Consider the following 19,433-nt stretch of genomic DNA (forward strand, 5'->3'; position numbering starts at 1 on the left):
AGTTCTTTTAAATTGGACGTGCAATATAGCAATTAAAGACAAACAAACAACATTTTTTACCGATAAAGTGTAAAAAAATATGCATTTCATCCTGTTTTTTGTTCATTACAACGGATATTTTGTCGTTTCAACCGCTGATTTCACTAAACAATAACGGTAGTCAAAATAAATTATTGTTGTACTTTTGAAATAAAAATTGTCACCTCATAATAAGGCATAAACTTGTACGTTTATTTACCATGAAAAAGAGCTTTACGATTACATTACTATTTATTTGTTTTTTTTCGTTTGCCCAGCAAAAGCAATTTACCATTAATTGGAATGGTGATAAAAATCTAGAAGCTGGTTACGCAAAAGTAGTTGTACCTTCTTTTGATGAAAACCATTTTAGTTACAATGTAGAGTCTGGTTTAACTTATTATTCAGAATGGAAAGAGAGTGGCTTAGTTAATGAAACTTCAGTTAACCTTTCTAACGTTGTTTACAATCCAATCTCTCGTTCTGAATTAAAAGATTTAGAACTTACAACTATAAAGTCTAACTTAGATTATAAACTTGTTAATACCGAAGCTAGAGGAAAGCATTCCGTGTATTTTCAGTTTAATCCTATTGTAAAAGAGGGAAACTCCTATAAAAAGGTAATGAGTTTTACCCTTAATTATAGTTTGGGTAGCGCTAATAGAGCTTCAAGTAGTGCCTCACGATTTAATACAATAAGTAATTCTGTTTTAGCTTCGGGTGAATGGTACCGATTTTATGTAGATACAACAGGAGTACATCGCTTATCTAAAAGTTTTTTGAGTCAATTAGGGGTTAATGTAAATTCAGTTGACCCAAGAACCGTTAAGATTTACGGAAACGGTGGCGAGATGTTACCATATTTAAATTCTCAGAATAACTTAATAGATTTAACTGAGAATGCAATTCATTTTGTTGGTGAAGCTGATGGTAGTTTTGACGACCAAGATTATATTCTTTTTTATGCTAAAGGACCACAAGGTTTTAATCAAGAGCAAAACACAAATTTAAATTTATACACCGATAAGACTTATTACTATGTAAATATTAGTGGCGGAAATGGAAAGCGTATTTCTGAAATTCCTCAACCTGACCAAGCGCCAGATTTAATAGTAGACACATTTCAAGATTATGATTTTTATGAAGTCGATGAGTTTAATCTTGTAAAACTAGGAAGACAATGGTTTGGTGACCGTTTTGATGTTGAAACTCAACGAAGCTATAGTTTTGAGATACCTAATATAGATACATCTGTACCGGTAAATATTAGTTTAGCCTTTGGGTCTGTTTCAGAATTACCAAGTTCTATGGCTGTAAATATTAATGGTGCTGTTTCTAATGTGAATTTGCCAGCAATAAATCCTGATAGTTTTATTTTTGCTACAGGAGCTTTTTTTAATGATGCCGTGACGGTTTCAGGAGAAACTTTAGATATTGGCTTAGAATATAATAATGGCGGTAATCCTGTAGCGTCGACTTATCTTGATTACATTAATATAGTAGCTACAAGACAATTGCAATATGCAAATGAACAATTGTTTTTTAAAAACAATTCTGTAGGGTCTAGTTCTGGTGTGGTTCAGTATAATATAAGTAATGCTTCAAATGTGCAACAGATTTGGGATGTTACAGATATATTCAATATTCAGTTTGTTGAAAACGGTAATCAAGATTCAAATCTAAGTTTTAAAACTAATGCTGGAGAAGTTAGAGATTATGTGGCTTTTTCAAATTCCGATTTTTTAGAGCCACAAAGAGATGCCATCACTCAAATTAGTAATCAAAATCTAAAAGGAACTGTGTTAAGTGATGACCAAGGACAGTTTCAAGATGTAGATTACCTACTAATAACGCCTCAATTATTTTTAGCCCAAGCAGAACGTTTAGCAGCAATTAATAGGCTGCAAAATAATATAGCAGTAAAGGTTGTTACACTTCAGCAAATTTACAACGAGTTTAGCTCTGGAAATCAAGATATTGCAGCAATCAGAAATTTTGTGCGTTATGTATATAATAATGCAAGTGCCCCTGATAGGCGTGTAAAATATGTTGGCCTTTTTGGAGATGCCTCCTACGATTACAAAGATCGTCTTAGAAATAATACCAATTTTGTGCCTTCGTGGTTTTCTCTCAATAGTTTTAGTGTTACTGGTTCTTTGATTTCTGATGATTTTTATGGTTTAATGGATGATAATGAAGGAACATTAGCTACCTCTAATAGGTTAGATATTGCTGTTGGAAGAATGCTAGCTGATAGCCCACAACGCGCAAAAGAAATAGTAGATAAAATTGAAGCGTATTATGCACAAGAATCTTATGGGAGTTGGAGAAATAATATACTTTTAGTTTCTGATGATGTTGATGAACCTTTTGAGCGCATACTACAGCAAACTACTGATGATGTTGCTACAGATGTAAAAGCTCAGAAGCCCTTTCTGAATTCTATAAAAGTACATTCAGATTCATTTCAGCAATTATCATCATCAGGAGGTGATAGGTATCCAGAGGTTAACGATGCAATCAAAAATGCTATTGATGTTGGAGTTTTGCTTGTAAATTATTTTGGTCATGGAGGAGAATTGGGATTAGCCGATGAAAGAATTTTTGATATTAATGACTCGCAAAGCATAAACAACAATTGTCGTTTTAATTGTTTTGTAACAGTAACATGTGAATATACTAAATACGACAATCCTGATTTGCAAACAGCTGGGGAGTTTACGTATTGGAATACAAGAGGCGGAGCTATAGGCTTGATTACAACTACACGTCAAATTTTTGTTACTGTTGGTACAAATTATAACGAAGTTTTAGAAGATTACCTATTTGCATACGGTTCTAACGATTATCCTTCTATGGCAGAAGCTTTAAGATTAACTAAATTAGACCCTCAGATTGCTGGAAGTTTTCAAAAACGTTTAGTCCACTTTATTGGAGATCCTGCAATGAAATTAGCAATCCCAAGACCAAGTATAAGGTTAACACATATTAATGATGTACCAATAACCCAGACTACAGATGTTTTACAAGCCTTAGGCCGCGTTAAAATGTCTGGTGAAGTTGTTGATGTCAATGGAAATCTAATAAGCGATTATGATGGTGTGTTAACAGCAACCGTATTTGATAAAGAGATTCAGAGGAGTACTTTAGCTAATGATAACACTTCTGATGCTAGTGGTTTAATAGTCTTAGATTTTACCACTCTTGGTGAAATACTTTTTAAAGGGCAAGCTACCGTAGAAAACGGACAATTCGATTTTAATTTTGTGGTTCCAAGAGATGTTGGTATTCCAATTGGTCAGGGTAAAGTAAGTTTTTATGCAAAACGAAATAATGCACTTGAGGATCAAACAGGTCATAGCTTTGACATACAAGTTGGAGGGATTAATGAAAATGCGGAAGAGGATAATATTGGTCCACTTATCAACTTGTTTATGAATGACGAGAATTTTGTGTCTGGAGGTATTACAAATGAATCGCCAACTTTGTTAGTTAAATTACAAGATGATAATGGTATTAATACCGCAAGTGGTATCGGTCACGATATTACGGCAATTTTAGACGGTGACGAAACAAACCCTTTTGTACTTAATGATTATTACGAAGCTAGTCTTGATGATTTTACTAACGGTACTGTGACTTTTGGATTTAGAGATTTAGAACCTGGATTACATACGCTAACGGTTAAAGCTTGGGACGTTTATAATAATTCATCAACATCAGAAATTCAGTTTGAGGTTTTCAATAATAATGAAGAGTTAGTCATTAACAATGTGCTTAACTATCCAAATCCATTTGTAGATTACACAGAGTTTTGGTTTAATCACAATAGCAGTGATGTGCTAGATATTTCTGTTCAAATATTTACCATTTCAGGAAAATTGGTTAAGACCATAAACGGACAAACTAATACTTCTGGTAAGTCTACAAGCACCTTGTCTCGAGATATAGTTTGGGATGGGAGAGACGATTTTGGAGACAAAATCGGAAAAGGAACGTATATCTATAAACTAAAAGTAAAATCTCAACGTTTAAATAAACAGATTGAAAAAATTCAAAAACTTGTAATACTATAATATTAAATTATATTTGTCAACACTATTTGACGTATTGTATAGCGTCAAGACTCAATGAAATATGAAAAAAACACTTCTTTTAATATTAGTTGTTATAGCAAATAGCGCATTTAGCCAAAATACAACTCAGATTATACCAAATGAAAACGATAGCCGAGTAATTACTACAGGTGTTCCCTTTATGCTTGTATCACCAGATGCAAGATCTGCTGCTTTAGGAGATATGGGTGTAGCAACATCAGTAGATGGTTTTTCACAGCAATATAACCCCGCAAAATATGCGTTTTCTGAAACCAAATCAGGTGTGGGTGTTAGTTTCACACCTTATTTAACACGACTGGTAAACGATATTTCAATTAGTTATCTAACTTATTTTAATAGGTTAAGTGATTATAGCGCTGTTTCAGCTAGTGTTAAGTATTTTAGTTTAGGTGAAATTGTATTAACTCAAGATGCAAATGATCCAGGTGTTGCGGTAAAGCCAAATGAATATGCTGTGGACTTAGCTTATGCTTTAAAGCTGAATGATCAATTTTCTATGGCAGTTGGTTTACGTTATTTTAGATCGGCTTTGCGTATAGGTCAGGTTGATCCAAATGCTAATCCTGGAAGTTCTTTTGGTGCTGATATTACAGGATACTATCAGAGTGAAGAAAATGCTTACAACGACTTTAATGGTCGTTGGCGTTTAGGTTTTGCGTTGCAAAACTTAGGACCAAAGTTTAGTTATGATGATGGTGGGCAAGATGTCTTTCAGCCAACAAACTTAAGACTTGGAGGTGGTTTCGATTTTATTTTTGACCAAAATAGTAAACTAGCTTTAACTGCTGAAGTCTCTAAATACTTAGTGCCAACGCCTCCACAGAGAGGAGAGCGTATTGTTTTTACAGATGCTAATGGAGACGGTGTTTTTAATCCTGCTGATGGAGATACACAAACCCAAGAACAAATGGATGCTTCTGCTGAGAATGTAATCATTGCAGGTCAAGATAATGATGTAAGTTTCTTGTCTGGAGTTTTTCAATCTTTTGGTGATGCACCAGGTGGTTTCAGTGAAGAACTTCAAGAGTTTACTTGGTCTCTCGGCGCAGAGTATACATATAACAATTCGTTTGCGCTGCGTGCAGGTTATTTTAACGAATCTGAAGAAAAAGGAGCACGTCAGTTTTTTGCTTTAGGAGCAGGATTTAAGTACACAACTATACAATTAGATTTATCGTACTTATTCTCAGCCTCAAGAGTACAAAGTCCATTAGAAAACACATTACGATTCTCGCTAACCTTTAATTTTGGAGATGGTGAGTATACCGAATATTAATCGTAAATTGTAATCCTATACACAAAGAACTATTGCCTACAGCAGTAGTTTTTTTGTCTAAAATAGTTTGTAATGAAAGAAGTTAAAATTGAAACAACTCTTGAGATTTACGATGCCATAGAAGATACTTCTCAGGATATTCAAAACTTAATGAAAGAAGCCGTAAAGGCTCGTGATAAAGCATATTCTCCATATTCTAAATTTGATGTAGGTGCTGCAATATTACTAGATAATGGTGAAATAATTTCAGGAAGTAATCAAGAAAATGCATCCTACCCATCAGGGCTCTGTGCTGAGCGTACTGCTATATATTATGCTGGTGCAAAATACCCAAAAGCAAAAATGCTAAAAATGGCATTAACTGCCTCTTCTCAGAATCAGTTAACATTGCAACCCATTCCTCCATGCGGAGCTTGTAGGCAAGCTATAGCAGAATATGAGGTAAAACAAGATTTACCAATAGAGATTTACTTTATGGGAGCAAAAGGAAAAGTCGTAAAATCAAAATCATTAGCCAATTTACTGCCATTGGTTTTCGAAAGTTCAGTACTGTAACGTTTTCGTAAAAAAATTAGCGTCAATTCATTGATTTTTTACGAGATTGTTCTTTAAGGTTATTCTTAGAAATATTATTTTTGCTATTCTGCTATAACGTTAAAGCGGATAATTCATTTTTATAAATTAAATAGATGGAAAAAGTAACAAAGGAAGTTTACCTAAAATGGTATGAGGACATGTTGTTTTGGCGAAAGTTTGAAGACAAACTAGCTGCAGTATACATACAACAAAAAGTAAGAGGTTTTCTTCATTTATATAATGGACAAGAAGCTGTTTTAGCCGGAGCATTACATGCAATGGATTTAACAAAAGATAAAATGATTACGGCTTACCGTAATCACGTCCAGCCAATTGGTATGGGTGTTGACCCAAAACGTGTAATGGCAGAACTATACGGTAAAGCTACAGGAACATCTCAAGGTTTAGGAGGTTCGATGCATATATTTTCTAAAGAACATCGTTTTTACGGAGGTCATGGTATAGTAGGAGGCCAAATTCCTTTAGGAGCTGGTATTGCTTTTGGAGATAAATACCACGACAGTGATGCAGTAACACTATGTTGCTTTGGAGATGGTGCTGCCAGACAAGGATCGCTTCATGAAACATTTAACCTAGCTATGCTATGGAACTTACCTGTAGTTTTCGTTTGTGAGAATAACGGTTACGCTATGGGGACGTCAGTAGAACGTACAGCAAACCATACAGATATCTGGAAATTGGGGTTAGGTTACGAAATGCCTTGTGGACCAGTTGATGGTATGAACCCAGTCAAAGTTGCTGAAGCCTTTGACGAAGCAATTTCTAGAGCACGTAATGGTGGAGGACCAACATTTTTGGAGGTAAAAACCTACCGTTATAGAGGACACTCCATGTCTGATGCACAACATTACAGAACTAAGGATGAGGTTGAAGAGTACAAAAAAATTGATCCGATAAAGCAAGTAAAAGATATAATTCTTGAAAAGAAATATGCTTCAGAAGAAGATATTAAAGTTATCGATAAGCGTGTTAAAGACTTAGTCGCAGAATGTGAGAAGTTCGCAGAAGAGTCACCTTATCCAGATAAAAGTGTGATGTACGATTCAGTTTACGAGCAAGAAGATTATCCATTTATACAACATAAATTATAAGCTATGGCAGAAGTAATTAATATGCCAAGATTGAGCGATACCATGGAAGAAGGTACCGTTGCGACATGGCTAAAACAAGTTGGAGATAAAGTAGAGGAAGGTGATATTTTAGCTGAAATCGAAACAGATAAAGCTACAATGGAGTTTGAGTCTTTTCACGAAGGAACCCTACTTCACATTGGAGTTCAAGAAGGAGAAACTACAAAAGTCGATGAGCTTTTAGCTATTATTGGTGAGGAAGGCGAAGATATTTCGGGTCTTTTAAATGGAAATGCTTCAGAGCCTAAATCTGAAGATACAACTCAAGATGATTCTTCTAATTCTGACGACACAAAAGAAACAACATCTGATAACTCTGAAGAGGCTAATGAATTACCTGAAGGTGTAGTTGTGGTAACAATGCCACGTCTTAGCGACACTATGGAAGAAGGTACGGTTGCGACATGGCTGAAACAAGTTGGTGACGAGGTTGAAGAAGGCGACATTTTAGCCGAAATCGAAACAGATAAGGCTACTATGGAGTTTGAATCTTTTAACTCAGGAACGTTACTACATGTTGGTTTACAAGAAGGTGATTCAGCAAAGGTAGATTCACTTTTAGCCATTATTGGTCCAGCAGGGACTGATGTTTCGGGAGTAGCTAAAAACTTTAAAGTAGGTAGCACTGAAGCAAAGTCTGAGCCTAAGAAAGAAGAGAAAAAAGTTGAAGCACCAAAAGCAGTTGAAACTAAAAAAGAAACTCCAAAAGCTTCTGAACCAGTTTCTAACTCAACTTCAAATGGACGTGTATTTGCCTCGCCATTAGCTAAAAAAATGGCTGAAGAAAAAGGTATAAATCTTAGTCAGGTAAAAGGTTCTGGAGAAAATGGTAGAATTGTAAAAAGAGATATAGAAAACTTTACGCCAGCAGCAGCTGCCACGTCTTCTGCTCCAGTTGCTAAATTTGTACCTACAGGACAAGAAGATTTCGATGAGGTTGCAAACAGTAATATGCGTAAGGCCATTGCAAAGAATTTAGCAAAGTCTAAATTCACCGCACCTCATTATTATTTAAGTGTTGAGTTCGATATGGATAATGCTATTGCTTTCCGTACACAATACAACTCATTACCAGACACAAAAGTTTCCTTTAACGATATGATTGTAAAGGCATGTGCCTTAGCCTTACGTCAGCATCCACAAGTTAATTCTCAGTGGTTTGATGATAAAATGCGCATGAACAATCATGTTCATATCGGTGTTGCAGTAGCGGTACCAGATGGATTGGTTGTGCCAGTAGTGCGTTTTGCAAATGAACAGAGTTTACCACAAATTGGAGCAGCGGTTAAAGACTATGCGCGTAGAGCAAGAGATAAGAAATTGACTCTTGATGAAATGGAAGGTAGCACATTCACGATTTCTAATTTAGGAATGTTTGGTATCGAGAGTTTTACTTCCATTATTAATCAGCCTAATTCAGCAATTTTATCAGTAGGTGCAATTGTACAAAAACCAGTGGTTAAAGATGGTGTTGTTGTGCCAGGTAATACTATGAAGTTAACTTTAGCTTGCGACCATAGAACGGTTGATGGTGCTACAGGAGCTCAGTTCCTTCAGACATTAAAAGGATATATTGAGAATCCTGTTACAATGTTGGTCTAATTTCTTGTATTTTATGCTAAAAAAAATAATTTTTTTGTTTGTGTTTGTTGGTTTTGCAAATGCAATTCAAGCACAATTTATCAAAGAAAGAAGTATCAACGCACAAATTGGTTTAGGACTTACTGCTCCATATAATAGTGTAGACGATGTATCAAGTACAGGTTTTTTTATTCAAGGTGAATATGTTCTTACCGTAAAATCTTGGTTTGAACTCAAACCATATTTTGGGTTTATTACAACAAATTCTAATGGAGAAGATATAAACGGAAATCCTTCTCCAGAATTAGCCGAAACTACCGCTGTTTTTTTAGGTGGTAAATTTAGGTTGAGGGCACCAATTCCTTACGTGGCACCGTATATCGAATTAGGTGTTGGGGCTTCAGTAGGTAAGTTTACTACAATCACTGCTTTTGATGTTGTAGATAAATCGGGATTAGCTTATCATATTCCAGTTGCGTTGGGTTTAGAACTTGGTAAAAATCATGGAGTCGATTTAGGTTTAACCTATTATTTTCAGCCTCAAGAAAAACAGTTTTCTGGCGCAGTTGCACTTGGATTATCATTTCCAATAGATTAGTTTTAAATAATATTAATAATTGACCTGATTTGAATTTATTTCGAGTCAGGTTTTTTTATCTTTAGTCATTAAATAAATTCAACATGAAAAAAATACTACTCATCTTAATAGTTCCTTTCCTAGCCTTAAATTGTAAAGCACAAAAGGAAGAGAAACAAGGACTAACAATAACAACAGAAGAAGTTAAAACTATTGTAAGTTATCTAGCGTCTGACGAATTAAAAGGGAGAAATACAGGCACATATGGTATTGATGCTGCGGCAGATTACATTCAAAAGGAATTGAAATCATATGGTGTGAGGCCTTACTTTGAAAATTTTAAAGACGAATTTAAATTTAAGAGTAGAGCTGAAGATAGTATTACAGGCTATAATGTAGTAGGCTATCTTGAAGGTAATGACGATAAATTAAAAAATGAATTTGTTGTCATCGGAGCGCATTACGATCATATAGGATTTGGAAGAAAAGTTGAAAACGATTCTATAGCCAATGGAGCAAACGATAATGCTACAGGTACGGCAACTGTAATGAGTATCGCTAAATATTTAGCAGATAAAAAGAATAATAAGCGTAGTGTAATTTTTGCATTATTCTCTGCTGAAGAGATGGACTTAAGAGGTTCGGCAGATTTAGCCAAAAAGTTAAAAGCAAAAAATATAGACTTATATACGATGCTTAATTTTGAAATGCTTGGCGTACCTTTTAAAGGACGCGATTATGATGTATTTCTAACCGGATTCGATAGGTCAAATTTTGCTTCAAAATTTAATGAGTATCAAGGTAGTAATGTTATAGGATTCTCTGATGTCTCAAAAAAGTATAGTTTATTTATGCGTTCAGATAACTATGCGTTTTTTCAAGAGTTTAATGTGCCAAGTCATACCATTTCGTCTTGTGATTTAACTAATTTCGACCATTACCACAAAGTTGGTGATGAGGCTGATAAAATGAATTACGAGTTTATGTCTAGCTTTATAAATAAAGCCATGTCAGGAATTGAAATCCTTATAAATACCCCAACTAAAGAAATTTTACTTAATGAAGAGTAAGCATATTATTATAACAGGTACAAGTCGTGGTATTGGGTTTGAATTGGTGAAATTATTTTCGAAACTAGGGCATAAGGTATTAGCTTTATCGAGAAATAATGAGCCTGTTGATAACCTAAGTCTAAAAAATGTCACATCTTTTTCTTTTGATTTATCTAATGAAGACGATTACAAAAAGGTTGAAACTTTTATAAATAATGAATGGCAGCATGTAGACATTCTTATAAATAATGCAGGAATGCTTTTAAACAAACCTTTTGCAGAGACCACTATTTCGGATTTTGCCAAAGTCTACCAAACAAATGTTTTTGGTGTTTCGGAAATGACAAGAATAGTTTTGCCATTCATGAAACAGAACGGTCATATCTTAACCATTAGCTCAATGGGAGGTATTCAAGGAAGTATGAAGTTTCCTGGTTTAGCCGCTTACAGTTCTAGCAAAGGCGCGGTAATTACCTTAACCGAGTTATTGGCAGAAGAGTATAAAGAAACTGGACCTCAATTTAATGTATTGGCCCTTGGTGCCGTACAAACTGAAATGTTAGAAGAGGCATTTCCGGGCTATCAAGCACCAACTACTGCCTTGGAAATGGCAGAGTATGTTTTAGACTTTTCGTTGAACGGGAATAAATTCTATAATGGAAAAGTGCTTCAAGTTTCCAATTCTACCCCATAGATGAGTAAGTACAAGTGTATTATTTTTGATTGTGATGGTGTACTTGTAGATAGTGAGCCGATTGGTAATCAAGTTTTGGTTGATATGGCTAATGAATTAGGAGCCTCAATCGATATAGAATACGCATTCAAATATTTTAAAGGAAACTCAATCTATGATTGTATTAAGCATATTTCTTCAATAACAAATAGAAATCTTACTGATGATTTTGTTTCTGAATACCGAAAGCGTTCTTATGAAGCATTCGAAAAGCAGATAAAACCGATTGAAGGTATTAAGAGTGTAATTCAAAATTTAGACATACCTTTTTGTGTAGCTTCAAGTGGTCCAGAAAAGAAGATTATACTTAATCTTGGCTTAACAGGATTACTGCCTTATTTTGGTGGAAAGATATTTAGTTGTTACACAATTCAAAAATGGAAACCAAAGCCAGATATATTTTTATTAGCGGCAAAAACAATGGGTTTTTTACCAGAAGAATGTTTGGTAATTGAAGATAGTTTAACAGGAGTTGAAGCAGCAAAAAAAGGAGGTTTTAAAGTATTTGCTTACACTGCTCATGATTATAATGACGAACTGTCTAAAATAGCCGATAAGACGTTTGTTAGCATGTTAAATCTACCTCTCTTATTAACAGAAAATTAAGAGTAATTTTTATATTAGCAAAAAAGAAATTTATGTTAAGAAAAATACTCAAAAACTTCCCTCTTATTCTTATGGTTTTGGGTTTTTCAATCCAAAATTTATCAAGTCAAACTTTTGATAGAGTAGAAGATATTGCTGGTCTAGGAATTCTTGAAGAAAATAATGGTGTGGCTGTTGCAGATTATGATGGCGACAACGACCTTGATATTTTTGTAGTCGCTAGAGCTAATGATAATCCAGATAGTCCAAAAACATTAAGCCGTTTATTTAGAAATAATAATGATGGTTCTTTTACGGATGTTACGGAGTCTGCTGGATTAACAAATTTACTTTCTGAAGGCGAAGGTGGCCCAGATTGGTTTGGTTTAGAGGGTCAGAAAAGTGGAGCATCGTGGGGTGACTATAATAATGATGGCTTTCCAGATTTGTTTCTAACCTATTCTTTTAAAGTACAGCTATGGCGAAATTTGGGTAACGGTACTTTTGTAAATCTTACTTCTATTGCTGGTTTTGATTCTTTAAACGATTGTAGAAATACTGGCGCAACTTGGTTCGATTACAATAATGACGGATTCTTAGATATCTATGTAAGCGATTGGGATGAATGCGATAGCAATCAGTTATTCAGAAACAATGGTAATAATACATTTACAGATATTACAGCATCTACAGGGATTCAAGCCACAAATGGATTAGCAAGTTATGTAGCACTACCATTCGATTTTAACGAAGATGGTTTTATGGACCTTTATATTTCAAATGATTTCGACGAACCTAATGATTTGTATATAAACAATAGCGGAACTTCGTTTTCTAACCAAGCTCAAACTTTTGGAGTAGATACCATGGGAGACGATATGGGCATTACCATAGGAGATTACAATAAAGACGGGTACTTTGATTTATTTATAACAGCAATTGATAATAACTTCCTGTTAACAAACAATGGAGATAATACATTTACTGAAAATGCGGATGCTTTTGGTTTAGGAAATACACTTTGGGCATGGGGAACACGCTTTTCAGATTTCGACTTAGACGGTGACGAAGATTTATATGTTGTTAATGGGTACGAGTTTGAAAACAGAAGTACTGAGCCCAATTTCTACTTTAGAAATTTACATGCCCAAGGACAAAATAATTTTGAAGATGCCTCACAAGAATTAAACCTCGATACACAAACCGTAAGTGTTGAGGCCATTGATTGGGATTATGATAATGATGGTGATATAGATTTGTATGTTACAAATAATGAAGGGCCATCTTTCTTATACGAAAATAGAACTTTAGATTTTGATGATGTTAGTCCAACCTTACATTGGTTTAAGTTAGAACTTCAAGGAACAACATCTAATAGAGATGCGGTTGGTACAATTGTAAAGTTAACTACAGCAGATGGCACACTAATAAGATATAAATCTGGTGTTGGCTTTTTGAGTCAGAGTTTAATGCCGCTTCATTTTGGATTAGATGATATCACAGAAATTTCAGAAATAGAAATACGTTGGCCATCAGGTTTGGTAGAAACATATTCTAACCTTAGTGCCGATGTAACAATGAAAGCTATTGAAGGACAAGGAATCGAAGTTTTAGATATAGAGCCAAGTCAGAAAATATACGGTTGTACTGACCCAGTTTCTTGTTCTTATAATCCAGAGGCTACATTAGAAGATGGTAGCTGTACATATCTAGATGCTCAAACAATTGTTGGAGCAACTAGCGCAGCATTTTATTCAACACAAACATATTCTTATACTTTAGGAGCAAATTCAACAGCGGTTTGGAGCGTTTCTGGAGGTGAGATACTAAGTGGACAGGGCACCGATACTATTACAGTACATTGGGAATTAGAAGCTGAAGGAAGAGTTTCAGTAGTAGAATCCGATGAACAATGCTCTAGTCAAGAAATTTCTGTTAGTGTTGAATTAAACGCTACAGATTTACCAGAAAACATTTCCATTGCTAGACTTTGGAATGAAGCGCTTCTTGATGCTATTAGAGGCGATTTTGCTAGGCCAACGGTACACGCTAGGAATTTGTTTCATACCAGTGTTGCTATGTATGATATTTGGGCAATTTATGACGAGCAAGCAAGACCCTATTTAATAGGAAATGAGGTTAATGGATTTTCAAGTGAGCTTGAAGATTTTATTCCAATAAATTCAAATGAAGAATCCGTAAGAGAGGCCATTAGTTATGCAATGTACCGTTTGCTGTCATACCGTTTTCAAAATTCTCCTGGCGCTGAAGCTAACCAAGAGCGTATCGATTTATTGATGGATAAATTAGGTTACGAAACAACGTTTACTTCAGTATTATACGAATTTGGTAACGCGGCCGCACTGGGTAATTATGTAGCACAAATAATTATAGATTATGGTCAGCAAGATGGTTCTAGAGAAAGCACAGGGTACGATAACGCATACTATCAGCCAATTAACCAGGCTTATAATTTAGAGATTGATAACAATCCGCCTGTAGTAGACCCTAATCGCTGGCAACCTCTTGGTTTAGATACATTTATAGATCAGGGTGGTAATGTTGTAGAAGGAAACGTACCAGAATTTTTAAGTCCAGAATGGGGTAATGTAAAAGGTTTTGCTCTTAAAGAAGAGGACGTAACGGTTTATAATAGAGATGGCAATAATTATCGTGTTTTCCATGATCCTCAAGCGCCGCCAAAAATCAATACGACAGTAGAAGATGAAGAAAGCGAACAATACAAATGGGGATTTTCCATGGTTTCGGTATGGCAATCTCATTTAGACCCAACAGATGGTGTGATGATAGACATTTCGCCAGGTGCCATAGGTAATACAGATATTGCAGATTTTCCTACCGATTTTTCACAGTATCCATCATTTTATAATTTTACTGATGGTGGAGATATAGGTACAGGGCACTCCTTAAATCCAACTACATCTTCTGCTTATGAACCTAATATAGTTCCGAGAGCAGATTATGCAAGAGTTTTAGCTGAGTTTTGGGCAGATGGTCCAGATTCTGAAACACCTCCAGGACATTGGTTTTCTATATTAAACTATGTTAATGATCATCCACAATTAGAAAAACGTTTTCAAGGTGAAGGTGATGTTTTAGATGGATTAGAATGGGATGTGAAAGCGTACTTTATTTTAGGCGGTGGTATGCACGATGCAGCTATTGCAGCATGGAGTGTTAAAGGTTGGTACGACTATATAAGACCCATTTCTGCCATCCGTTATATGGGAGATGAACAAGGTCAAAGTTCTGACGAAAGTCTTCCAAATTACAGTGTGTCAGGTTTCAAACTGATTCCTGGATATATTGAATTGGTTGAGGCAGGTGATCCATTAGCAGGTTTTTTTGGACAAAATATTGGTAAGGTAAAGTTGTATACATGGAGAGGTCACGACTTTATAAACGACCCAGCAACAGATACAGCAGGTGTCGGTTGGATATTGGCAGAAGATTGGTATCCATACCAAAGACCAACATTTGTTACGCCGCCTTTTGCAGGTTATGTCTCAGGTCATTCAACTTATTCTAGAGCGGCTTCAGAAATTTTAACCAAAATTACAGGAAGTCCGTTTTTTCCTGGTGGTGTAGGTGAGTTTGTTGCTAAAAAAGACGAATTCCTCGTTTTTGAAAAAGGACCATCTGTAGATGTTGTCTTGCAATGGGCAACGTATAGAGATGCATCTGACCAAACAAGTTTATCTAGAATTTGGGGTGGAATTCATCCGCCAGCGGATGATATTCCTGGACGCTTTATTGGTCAAAAAGTTGCAGATGATACGTTTGAATTTGCTGTACCTTATTTTGAGTCAAATATAGTTGACACCGAAATAGATATAACTAATCAAAAGATTTATCCGAATCCTTCAGATAATCAGCAATTCTTTATTTCAGAGACTTTAGAAACTGACAATATTGCTATCTTCGACATAAGAGGACGAAAAATTGAACTTTCGGAACGTGACTATAACGAGGATACTAGAGTTACAAGAATAAAGTTAAGCAATGCTGTTGTTGGGCTTTACGTACTGCGAGTAAATGATAACTCTAAAATGGTAGCTATAAGTAAATAGTTTCAATAGCTTTAAGAAATAAACTCACTATAAATTGCAACCAAAGTTAAGTTTAGTCATTCCTATTTATAATGCTGGTGTTTTTATTGAAGATAGTATACAGCGACTTAAAGATTGGATGATAGAACAAGACTATCTTATAGAAGTAATTTTGGTCAATGATGGTAGTACAGATAATACGGAACTTCTTTTAAAAAAGAATATAAGCAACAGTGATTGTCTTGCTCTAATCTCATATCCATCAAATAAAGGAAAAGGACATGCGGTAAAACAAGGAATGCTCCGAGCAAAAGGAAAATATAAAGTCTTCACCGATGCAGATATACCTTATGGTTTTAAAAAAATTAATGAAACCCTAGAACATTTAGATTCTAAGAATTTTGATGTTTGTATTGGTAGTCGAGTAGAGAAAGCTTCAAAATACAGAGTAAAGAGTAGTTTTTTTAGAACTATTTCTAGCAAAATCTTTACGTTTTTTATTACAAAGTTTGTGATAGATAAGGTAGGTGATACGCAATGTGGTTTAAAGGGATTTACCGCTCAGACAGCAGACAATATTTTTTCTAAACTAAAGATAAGCGGGTTTGCTTTTGATGTAGAAACCATTTATTTGTGCTACAAATATAATCTAAGAATAAAGCGAATACCTGTTCAGTTTGAAGGTAATACAATATCTACCATCAATCTATTTTCTTCGTCTTTTAGAATGTTTTTTGATGTTCTAAGTTTACCAATTAGATACCATATTTTAAAAGCTTATTCAAAAGCCTTGTGAAAATATTCGATTAGATTAATCACTTTTAAATCATTTCTTTCTTGAAGCGTATCCTTGGTTTGTATTATTACATTCTCAGGAGGAAAAGGAGAAATAGTATTATCATTAGTATCTAGTTGTTCCCATTTTATTTGTGCGAAAAGATGAGGTGAAGACCATTCTTTTACTGAGGATAGATTACCAAACTCATCAGAAAAACCATTTTTTAAATACCCATGTTTTTGTAAAAATCCGTATTCGGGAATAATTATCACAATTTCTGATTTGTTTTTAATATCTACATTATGAAATACGTTTTTTACAACATTGTATTCTTTATGTTGCAGGCCAGCAACATAATTACTCTGATTATACATGCTAAAAAATAAAAAGACGATTGGTAATAGTAGCAATACTTTTTTCAGCTTTAAATATTTTATACTCAGGTATCTTAAAAACCAAAACTGATAGAAAAGTACAATAACCGCTGTTGTAGCTATGGTTCTTAGTGAGAAGTAATCCTGTCCTGATAATATATTAGGTGCATAACTAAATGGTAAGGCAAGAATAAAACTTATAGTAAAAAGTAATGATTTACTATCAATACTTTGACGATAGACAAAGCCAATAGAACCAATTAATCCGAGTAAAAGTGAAATAATTGAGATGATAAGAAAGCCACTGTTCTTCAATAAAATACTAAGTTCAAAGAGATAAAATTTAATAACTTTTTTAGGAATATCTAGAATGTTAAGGGCAGTTCGGTTTGCTGTTTCTAGATTATTAAGTTCAGCAATAATTTTAAAAGACATATAGTAAACTATAAAGCAGAACAATGTAAATATGATAATGTACCACCATCTTTTTACATTGTAGTTGTTCGTTTTAATTGTAGTAATTAAAAAAGGTACTATAAACATCATTACTACTGATTGATACATGAATAGTGAAACTAATACAATAAGAGCCGCAATTATAGTATCCAAGGATATAACCTTTCTCTTAGTTAAAGCTCTAAGCAACAATTCACCAGCATAGAAATTAACAATCAGTAGTAAGGGAATTTGAGCCGTAGCACTCCAGCCATAGTAAACGGTAAAACTAGGTAGGGCTAATATTAAAATTGAGAATATAGCTGATTCGTATATCTTAAGACCAATGTTGAGTAGGAATCTAAAAACTTGAGTAGAAAACAAAACGCAGATGAGGAGCGTAAAAAAACGTGCCCATTTTAAGTCCGAAATCTTAGTAAAAACGTGCCCGTATAAATACTCTGACCACCAACCTAATAAAGGTCTCCCATTTTCAATAAAGATATTATGGAAATCGTTATTTCTACTCGCCGTATAAATAAGTTCGTTAGTATCAAGAAAGGCATAATCGTAGAAGATTTGATAGTTTAACCCAAGGCAAACTATAAAAGCGAAGCAAAAAAATAGTAGAGAAGCTTTTAGTCTTTTAGTCTTTACAGTCATTCTTGTAATGTCTTTAGGTAATTTTCTGCTCTATCTCTATTAGGGTTTTTACTCTCATAGAACCTGTAGAAACCAATTCCCTTGCTTAAGCCAAAAACCGAACATGTATTATTCTCGTAAAAATAGTTCAAAATCTCATCTATCTCTCGTGCATTGTTTACATGTTCATGCCGCATCAAGTTGCCATAATCTAAACCATGCTTTAATCTAAACTCTATACCTGTTGTTAGTTTCCAGCCAAGCGTCCATAAAAATGTGCCCTCGTTGGGTATACTAGTTCTCAAACTGCCTTTAGGCTTTAATAACAAACAGGATTTTGCTACAACTTTTGGTAAATCTGTAATATGCTCAAATGTAGCAATAGAAGTAATCCTATCGTATTTGTTAGAAAGGTCTATTTCGTCAATGTCACTATAAATATTTTTAATTTTTTCTAAGTAAAGCGACTTATAATAAAGTTTTTTGAAAGGTTCAATAATATCATAATGATTAGATTCTTCATATTCAAGTTGATTCAATGTGCCGGCACCTATTTCAAGAGTTTTTTTATTATGTACTCTACCGACATCAGAACAAACTTTCTGATGAAGCCATCGTTCCATCTTTTGTGCTAAACCAGAAGCAGGTGTACTACCATCTCTATTAGATTTATACTGTTCGTCATATATATCCTGAATTTTCTCTGATAATGGAGGTCTTTTCTTTGGGTAATTTTCGAACATTAGGTGCTTTTAGTTTTTCAAAAATAAAGATAGCTAATTAACAAACTATTATTTTAACTACACAACTTAATTGTCTGGTTTAGTTATTTTTGTTGAATGCAAAAAACCGTTTTAAACTTTATTCCGCACGAAGCAAAAGCCCAAATTCAGGACTTAATAAGTGCAGATAATTTAGTAATCAAAGTTAAAGGCGAACGCAAAACAAGACATGGTGATTACAGAAAACTACCAAACGGAAAGCATCAAATTACTGTAAATTCTAATCTGAATTCTTATCGATTTTTAATAACGTTAATTCATGAAATTGCGCATTTAGAAGCTTATCAAAAACATGGTAGATTTATCAAGCCTCATGGAAAAGAATGGAAATTAACGTTTCAGCATTTAATGTTGCCGTTTTTAAGGCCCGAAATATTTCCAATCGATTTATTACCACTACTTGCAAAGCATTTTAAAAATCCTAAGGCGTCAAGTGATACTGATGAGAATTTAGCATTAGCTTTAAAACGTTACGATGAAAATCAGGATAAAACCTATGTTTTCGAAATTCCGCAAGGTGTAACATTTAAGCTTTACAACGGACGTATATTTAGAAAAGGTGCAAAGCGCAGAAAACGCTACGAGTGTTTAGAGATAAGCTCAGGAAAGTTATATTTGTTTAATCCAAATGCCGAAGTGGAGGTTTTAGAATAGTTTGTCACCTTGAGTGCAGTCGAAAGGTCTT

Annotated in this window: 14 protein-coding genes; 12 read left to right on the plus strand and 2 right to left on the minus strand. The window is 34.5% G+C overall.

Annotated elements, in window-relative coordinates:
• The first annotated feature begins 239 nt into the window (after positions 1 to 239).
• From porU to BUB95_RS07830, 11 genes are all read left to right on the plus strand, one after another.
• Positions 240 to 4,094: a type IX secretion system sortase PorU gene (gene porU, locus BUB95_RS07780; RefSeq protein ID WP_073085180.1), complete on the plus strand. Its 3,855-nt coding sequence runs from the start codon at positions 240 to 242 to the stop codon at positions 4,092 to 4,094.
• 61 nt (positions 4,095 to 4,155) lie between these two features.
• The gene (gene porV, locus BUB95_RS07785; RefSeq protein ID WP_073085182.1) at positions 4,156 to 5,412 is read left to right on the plus strand and encodes a type IX secretion system outer membrane channel protein PorV; all 1,257 of its coding nucleotides are present in this window, start codon (positions 4,156 to 4,158) and stop codon (positions 5,410 to 5,412) included.
• A gap of 72 nt (positions 5,413 to 5,484) precedes the next feature.
• Positions 5,485 to 5,967 (plus strand): cytidine deaminase, encoded by a 483-nt coding sequence (gene cdd, locus BUB95_RS07790; protein ID WP_073085184.1) that lies wholly within the window; start codon positions 5,485 to 5,487, stop codon positions 5,965 to 5,967.
• Between the two features lie 134 nt (positions 5,968 to 6,101).
• Complete coding sequence (gene pdhA, locus BUB95_RS07795) at positions 6,102 to 7,100, plus strand: pyruvate dehydrogenase (acetyl-transferring) E1 component subunit alpha (protein ID WP_073085186.1); 999 nt, start codon at positions 6,102 to 6,104, stop codon at positions 7,098 to 7,100.
• Between the two features lie 3 nt (positions 7,101 to 7,103).
• Complete coding sequence (locus BUB95_RS07800) at positions 7,104 to 8,741, plus strand: pyruvate dehydrogenase complex dihydrolipoamide acetyltransferase (RefSeq protein WP_073085188.1); 1,638 nt, start codon at positions 7,104 to 7,106, stop codon at positions 8,739 to 8,741.
• 13 nt (positions 8,742 to 8,754) lie between these two features.
• Complete coding sequence (locus BUB95_RS07805; protein WP_073085190.1) at positions 8,755 to 9,318, plus strand: hypothetical protein; 564 nt, start codon at positions 8,755 to 8,757, stop codon at positions 9,316 to 9,318.
• Positions 9,319 to 9,401: 83 nt separating this feature from the next.
• Entirely contained in the window at positions 9,402 to 10,367 is a 966-nt protein-coding gene (locus BUB95_RS07810) for a M28 family metallopeptidase (RefSeq protein ID WP_073085192.1), read from the plus strand.
• A complete protein-coding gene (locus tag BUB95_RS07815) occupies positions 10,357 to 11,043 on the plus strand; it encodes an SDR family NAD(P)-dependent oxidoreductase (RefSeq protein ID WP_073085194.1) in 687 nt (228 codons plus the stop codon). Before BUB95_RS07810 ends, BUB95_RS07815 begins: the two co-directional genes overlap by 11 nt.
• Entirely contained in the window at positions 11,044 to 11,688 is a 645-nt protein-coding gene (locus BUB95_RS07820; RefSeq protein WP_073085196.1) for an HAD family hydrolase, read from the plus strand.
• Between the two features lie 32 nt (positions 11,689 to 11,720).
• Positions 11,721 to 15,758, plus strand: coding sequence for an FG-GAP-like repeat-containing protein (locus BUB95_RS07825; RefSeq protein ID WP_073085198.1), 4,038 nt, complete (start codon positions 11,721 to 11,723; stop codon positions 15,756 to 15,758).
• 34 nt (positions 15,759 to 15,792) lie between these two features.
• Entirely contained in the window at positions 15,793 to 16,533 is a 741-nt protein-coding gene (locus BUB95_RS07830) for a glycosyltransferase (protein WP_073085247.1), read from the plus strand.
• On the opposite strand, the gene BUB95_RS07835 is transcribed toward BUB95_RS07830, so the two are convergent.
• Complete coding sequence (locus BUB95_RS07835; RefSeq protein WP_073085249.1) at positions 16,515 to 17,987, minus strand: hypothetical protein; 1,473 nt, start codon at positions 17,985 to 17,987, stop codon at positions 16,515 to 16,517. The two genes, BUB95_RS07830 and BUB95_RS07835, sit on opposite strands and share 19 nt — an antisense overlap.
• On the minus strand, positions 17,984 to 18,709 hold the full coding sequence (locus BUB95_RS14325; protein WP_073085251.1) for a class I SAM-dependent methyltransferase: 726 nt from the start codon (positions 18,707 to 18,709) through the stop codon (positions 17,984 to 17,986). Before BUB95_RS14325 ends, BUB95_RS07835 begins: the two co-directional genes overlap by 4 nt.
• Before the next feature lie 96 nt (positions 18,710 to 18,805).
• Between BUB95_RS14325 and BUB95_RS07845 the strand changes: the two genes are divergently transcribed.
• Complete coding sequence (locus BUB95_RS07845; RefSeq protein ID WP_073085253.1) at positions 18,806 to 19,402, plus strand: SprT-like domain-containing protein; 597 nt, start codon at positions 18,806 to 18,808, stop codon at positions 19,400 to 19,402.
• Positions 19,403 to 19,433 lie beyond the last annotated feature (31 nt).

This window comes from Winogradskyella jejuensis, assembly GCF_900129745.1.
GTDB classification, from domain to species: domain Bacteria; phylum Bacteroidota; class Bacteroidia; order Flavobacteriales; family Flavobacteriaceae; genus Winogradskyella; species Winogradskyella jejuensis.

Coding starts and splice junctions, on each gene's coding strand:
- BUB95_RS07805 (WP_073085190.1), top strand. CDS start 8,755: ATGCTAAAAAAAATAATTTTTTTGTTTGTGTTTGTTGGTTTTGCAAAT.
- BUB95_RS07810 (WP_073085192.1), top strand. CDS start 9,402: ATGAAAAAAATACTACTCATCTTAATAGTTCCTTTCCTAGCCTTAAAT.
- BUB95_RS14325 (WP_073085251.1), bottom strand. CDS start 18,709: ATGTTCGAAAATTACCCAAAGAAAAGACCTCCATTATCAGAGAAAATT.
- BUB95_RS07825 (WP_073085198.1), top strand. CDS start 11,721: ATGTTAAGAAAAATACTCAAAAACTTCCCTCTTATTCTTATGGTTTTG.
- BUB95_RS07815 (WP_073085194.1), top strand. CDS start 10,357: ATGAAGAGTAAGCATATTATTATAACAGGTACAAGTCGTGGTATTGGG.
- BUB95_RS07845 (WP_073085253.1), top strand. CDS start 18,806: ATGCAAAAAACCGTTTTAAACTTTATTCCGCACGAAGCAAAAGCCCAA.
- pdhA (WP_073085186.1), top strand. CDS start 6,102: ATGGAAAAAGTAACAAAGGAAGTTTACCTAAAATGGTATGAGGACATG.
- BUB95_RS07800 (WP_073085188.1), top strand. CDS start 7,104: ATGGCAGAAGTAATTAATATGCCAAGATTGAGCGATACCATGGAAGAA.
- cdd (WP_073085184.1), top strand. CDS start 5,485: ATGAAAGAAGTTAAAATTGAAACAACTCTTGAGATTTACGATGCCATA.
- BUB95_RS07820 (WP_073085196.1), top strand. CDS start 11,044: ATGAGTAAGTACAAGTGTATTATTTTTGATTGTGATGGTGTACTTGTA.
- BUB95_RS07835 (WP_073085249.1), bottom strand. CDS start 17,987: ATGACTGTAAAGACTAAAAGACTAAAAGCTTCTCTACTATTTTTTTGC.
- porU (WP_073085180.1), top strand. CDS start 240: ATGAAAAAGAGCTTTACGATTACATTACTATTTATTTGTTTTTTTTCG.
- porV (WP_073085182.1), top strand. CDS start 4,156: ATGAAAAAAACACTTCTTTTAATATTAGTTGTTATAGCAAATAGCGCA.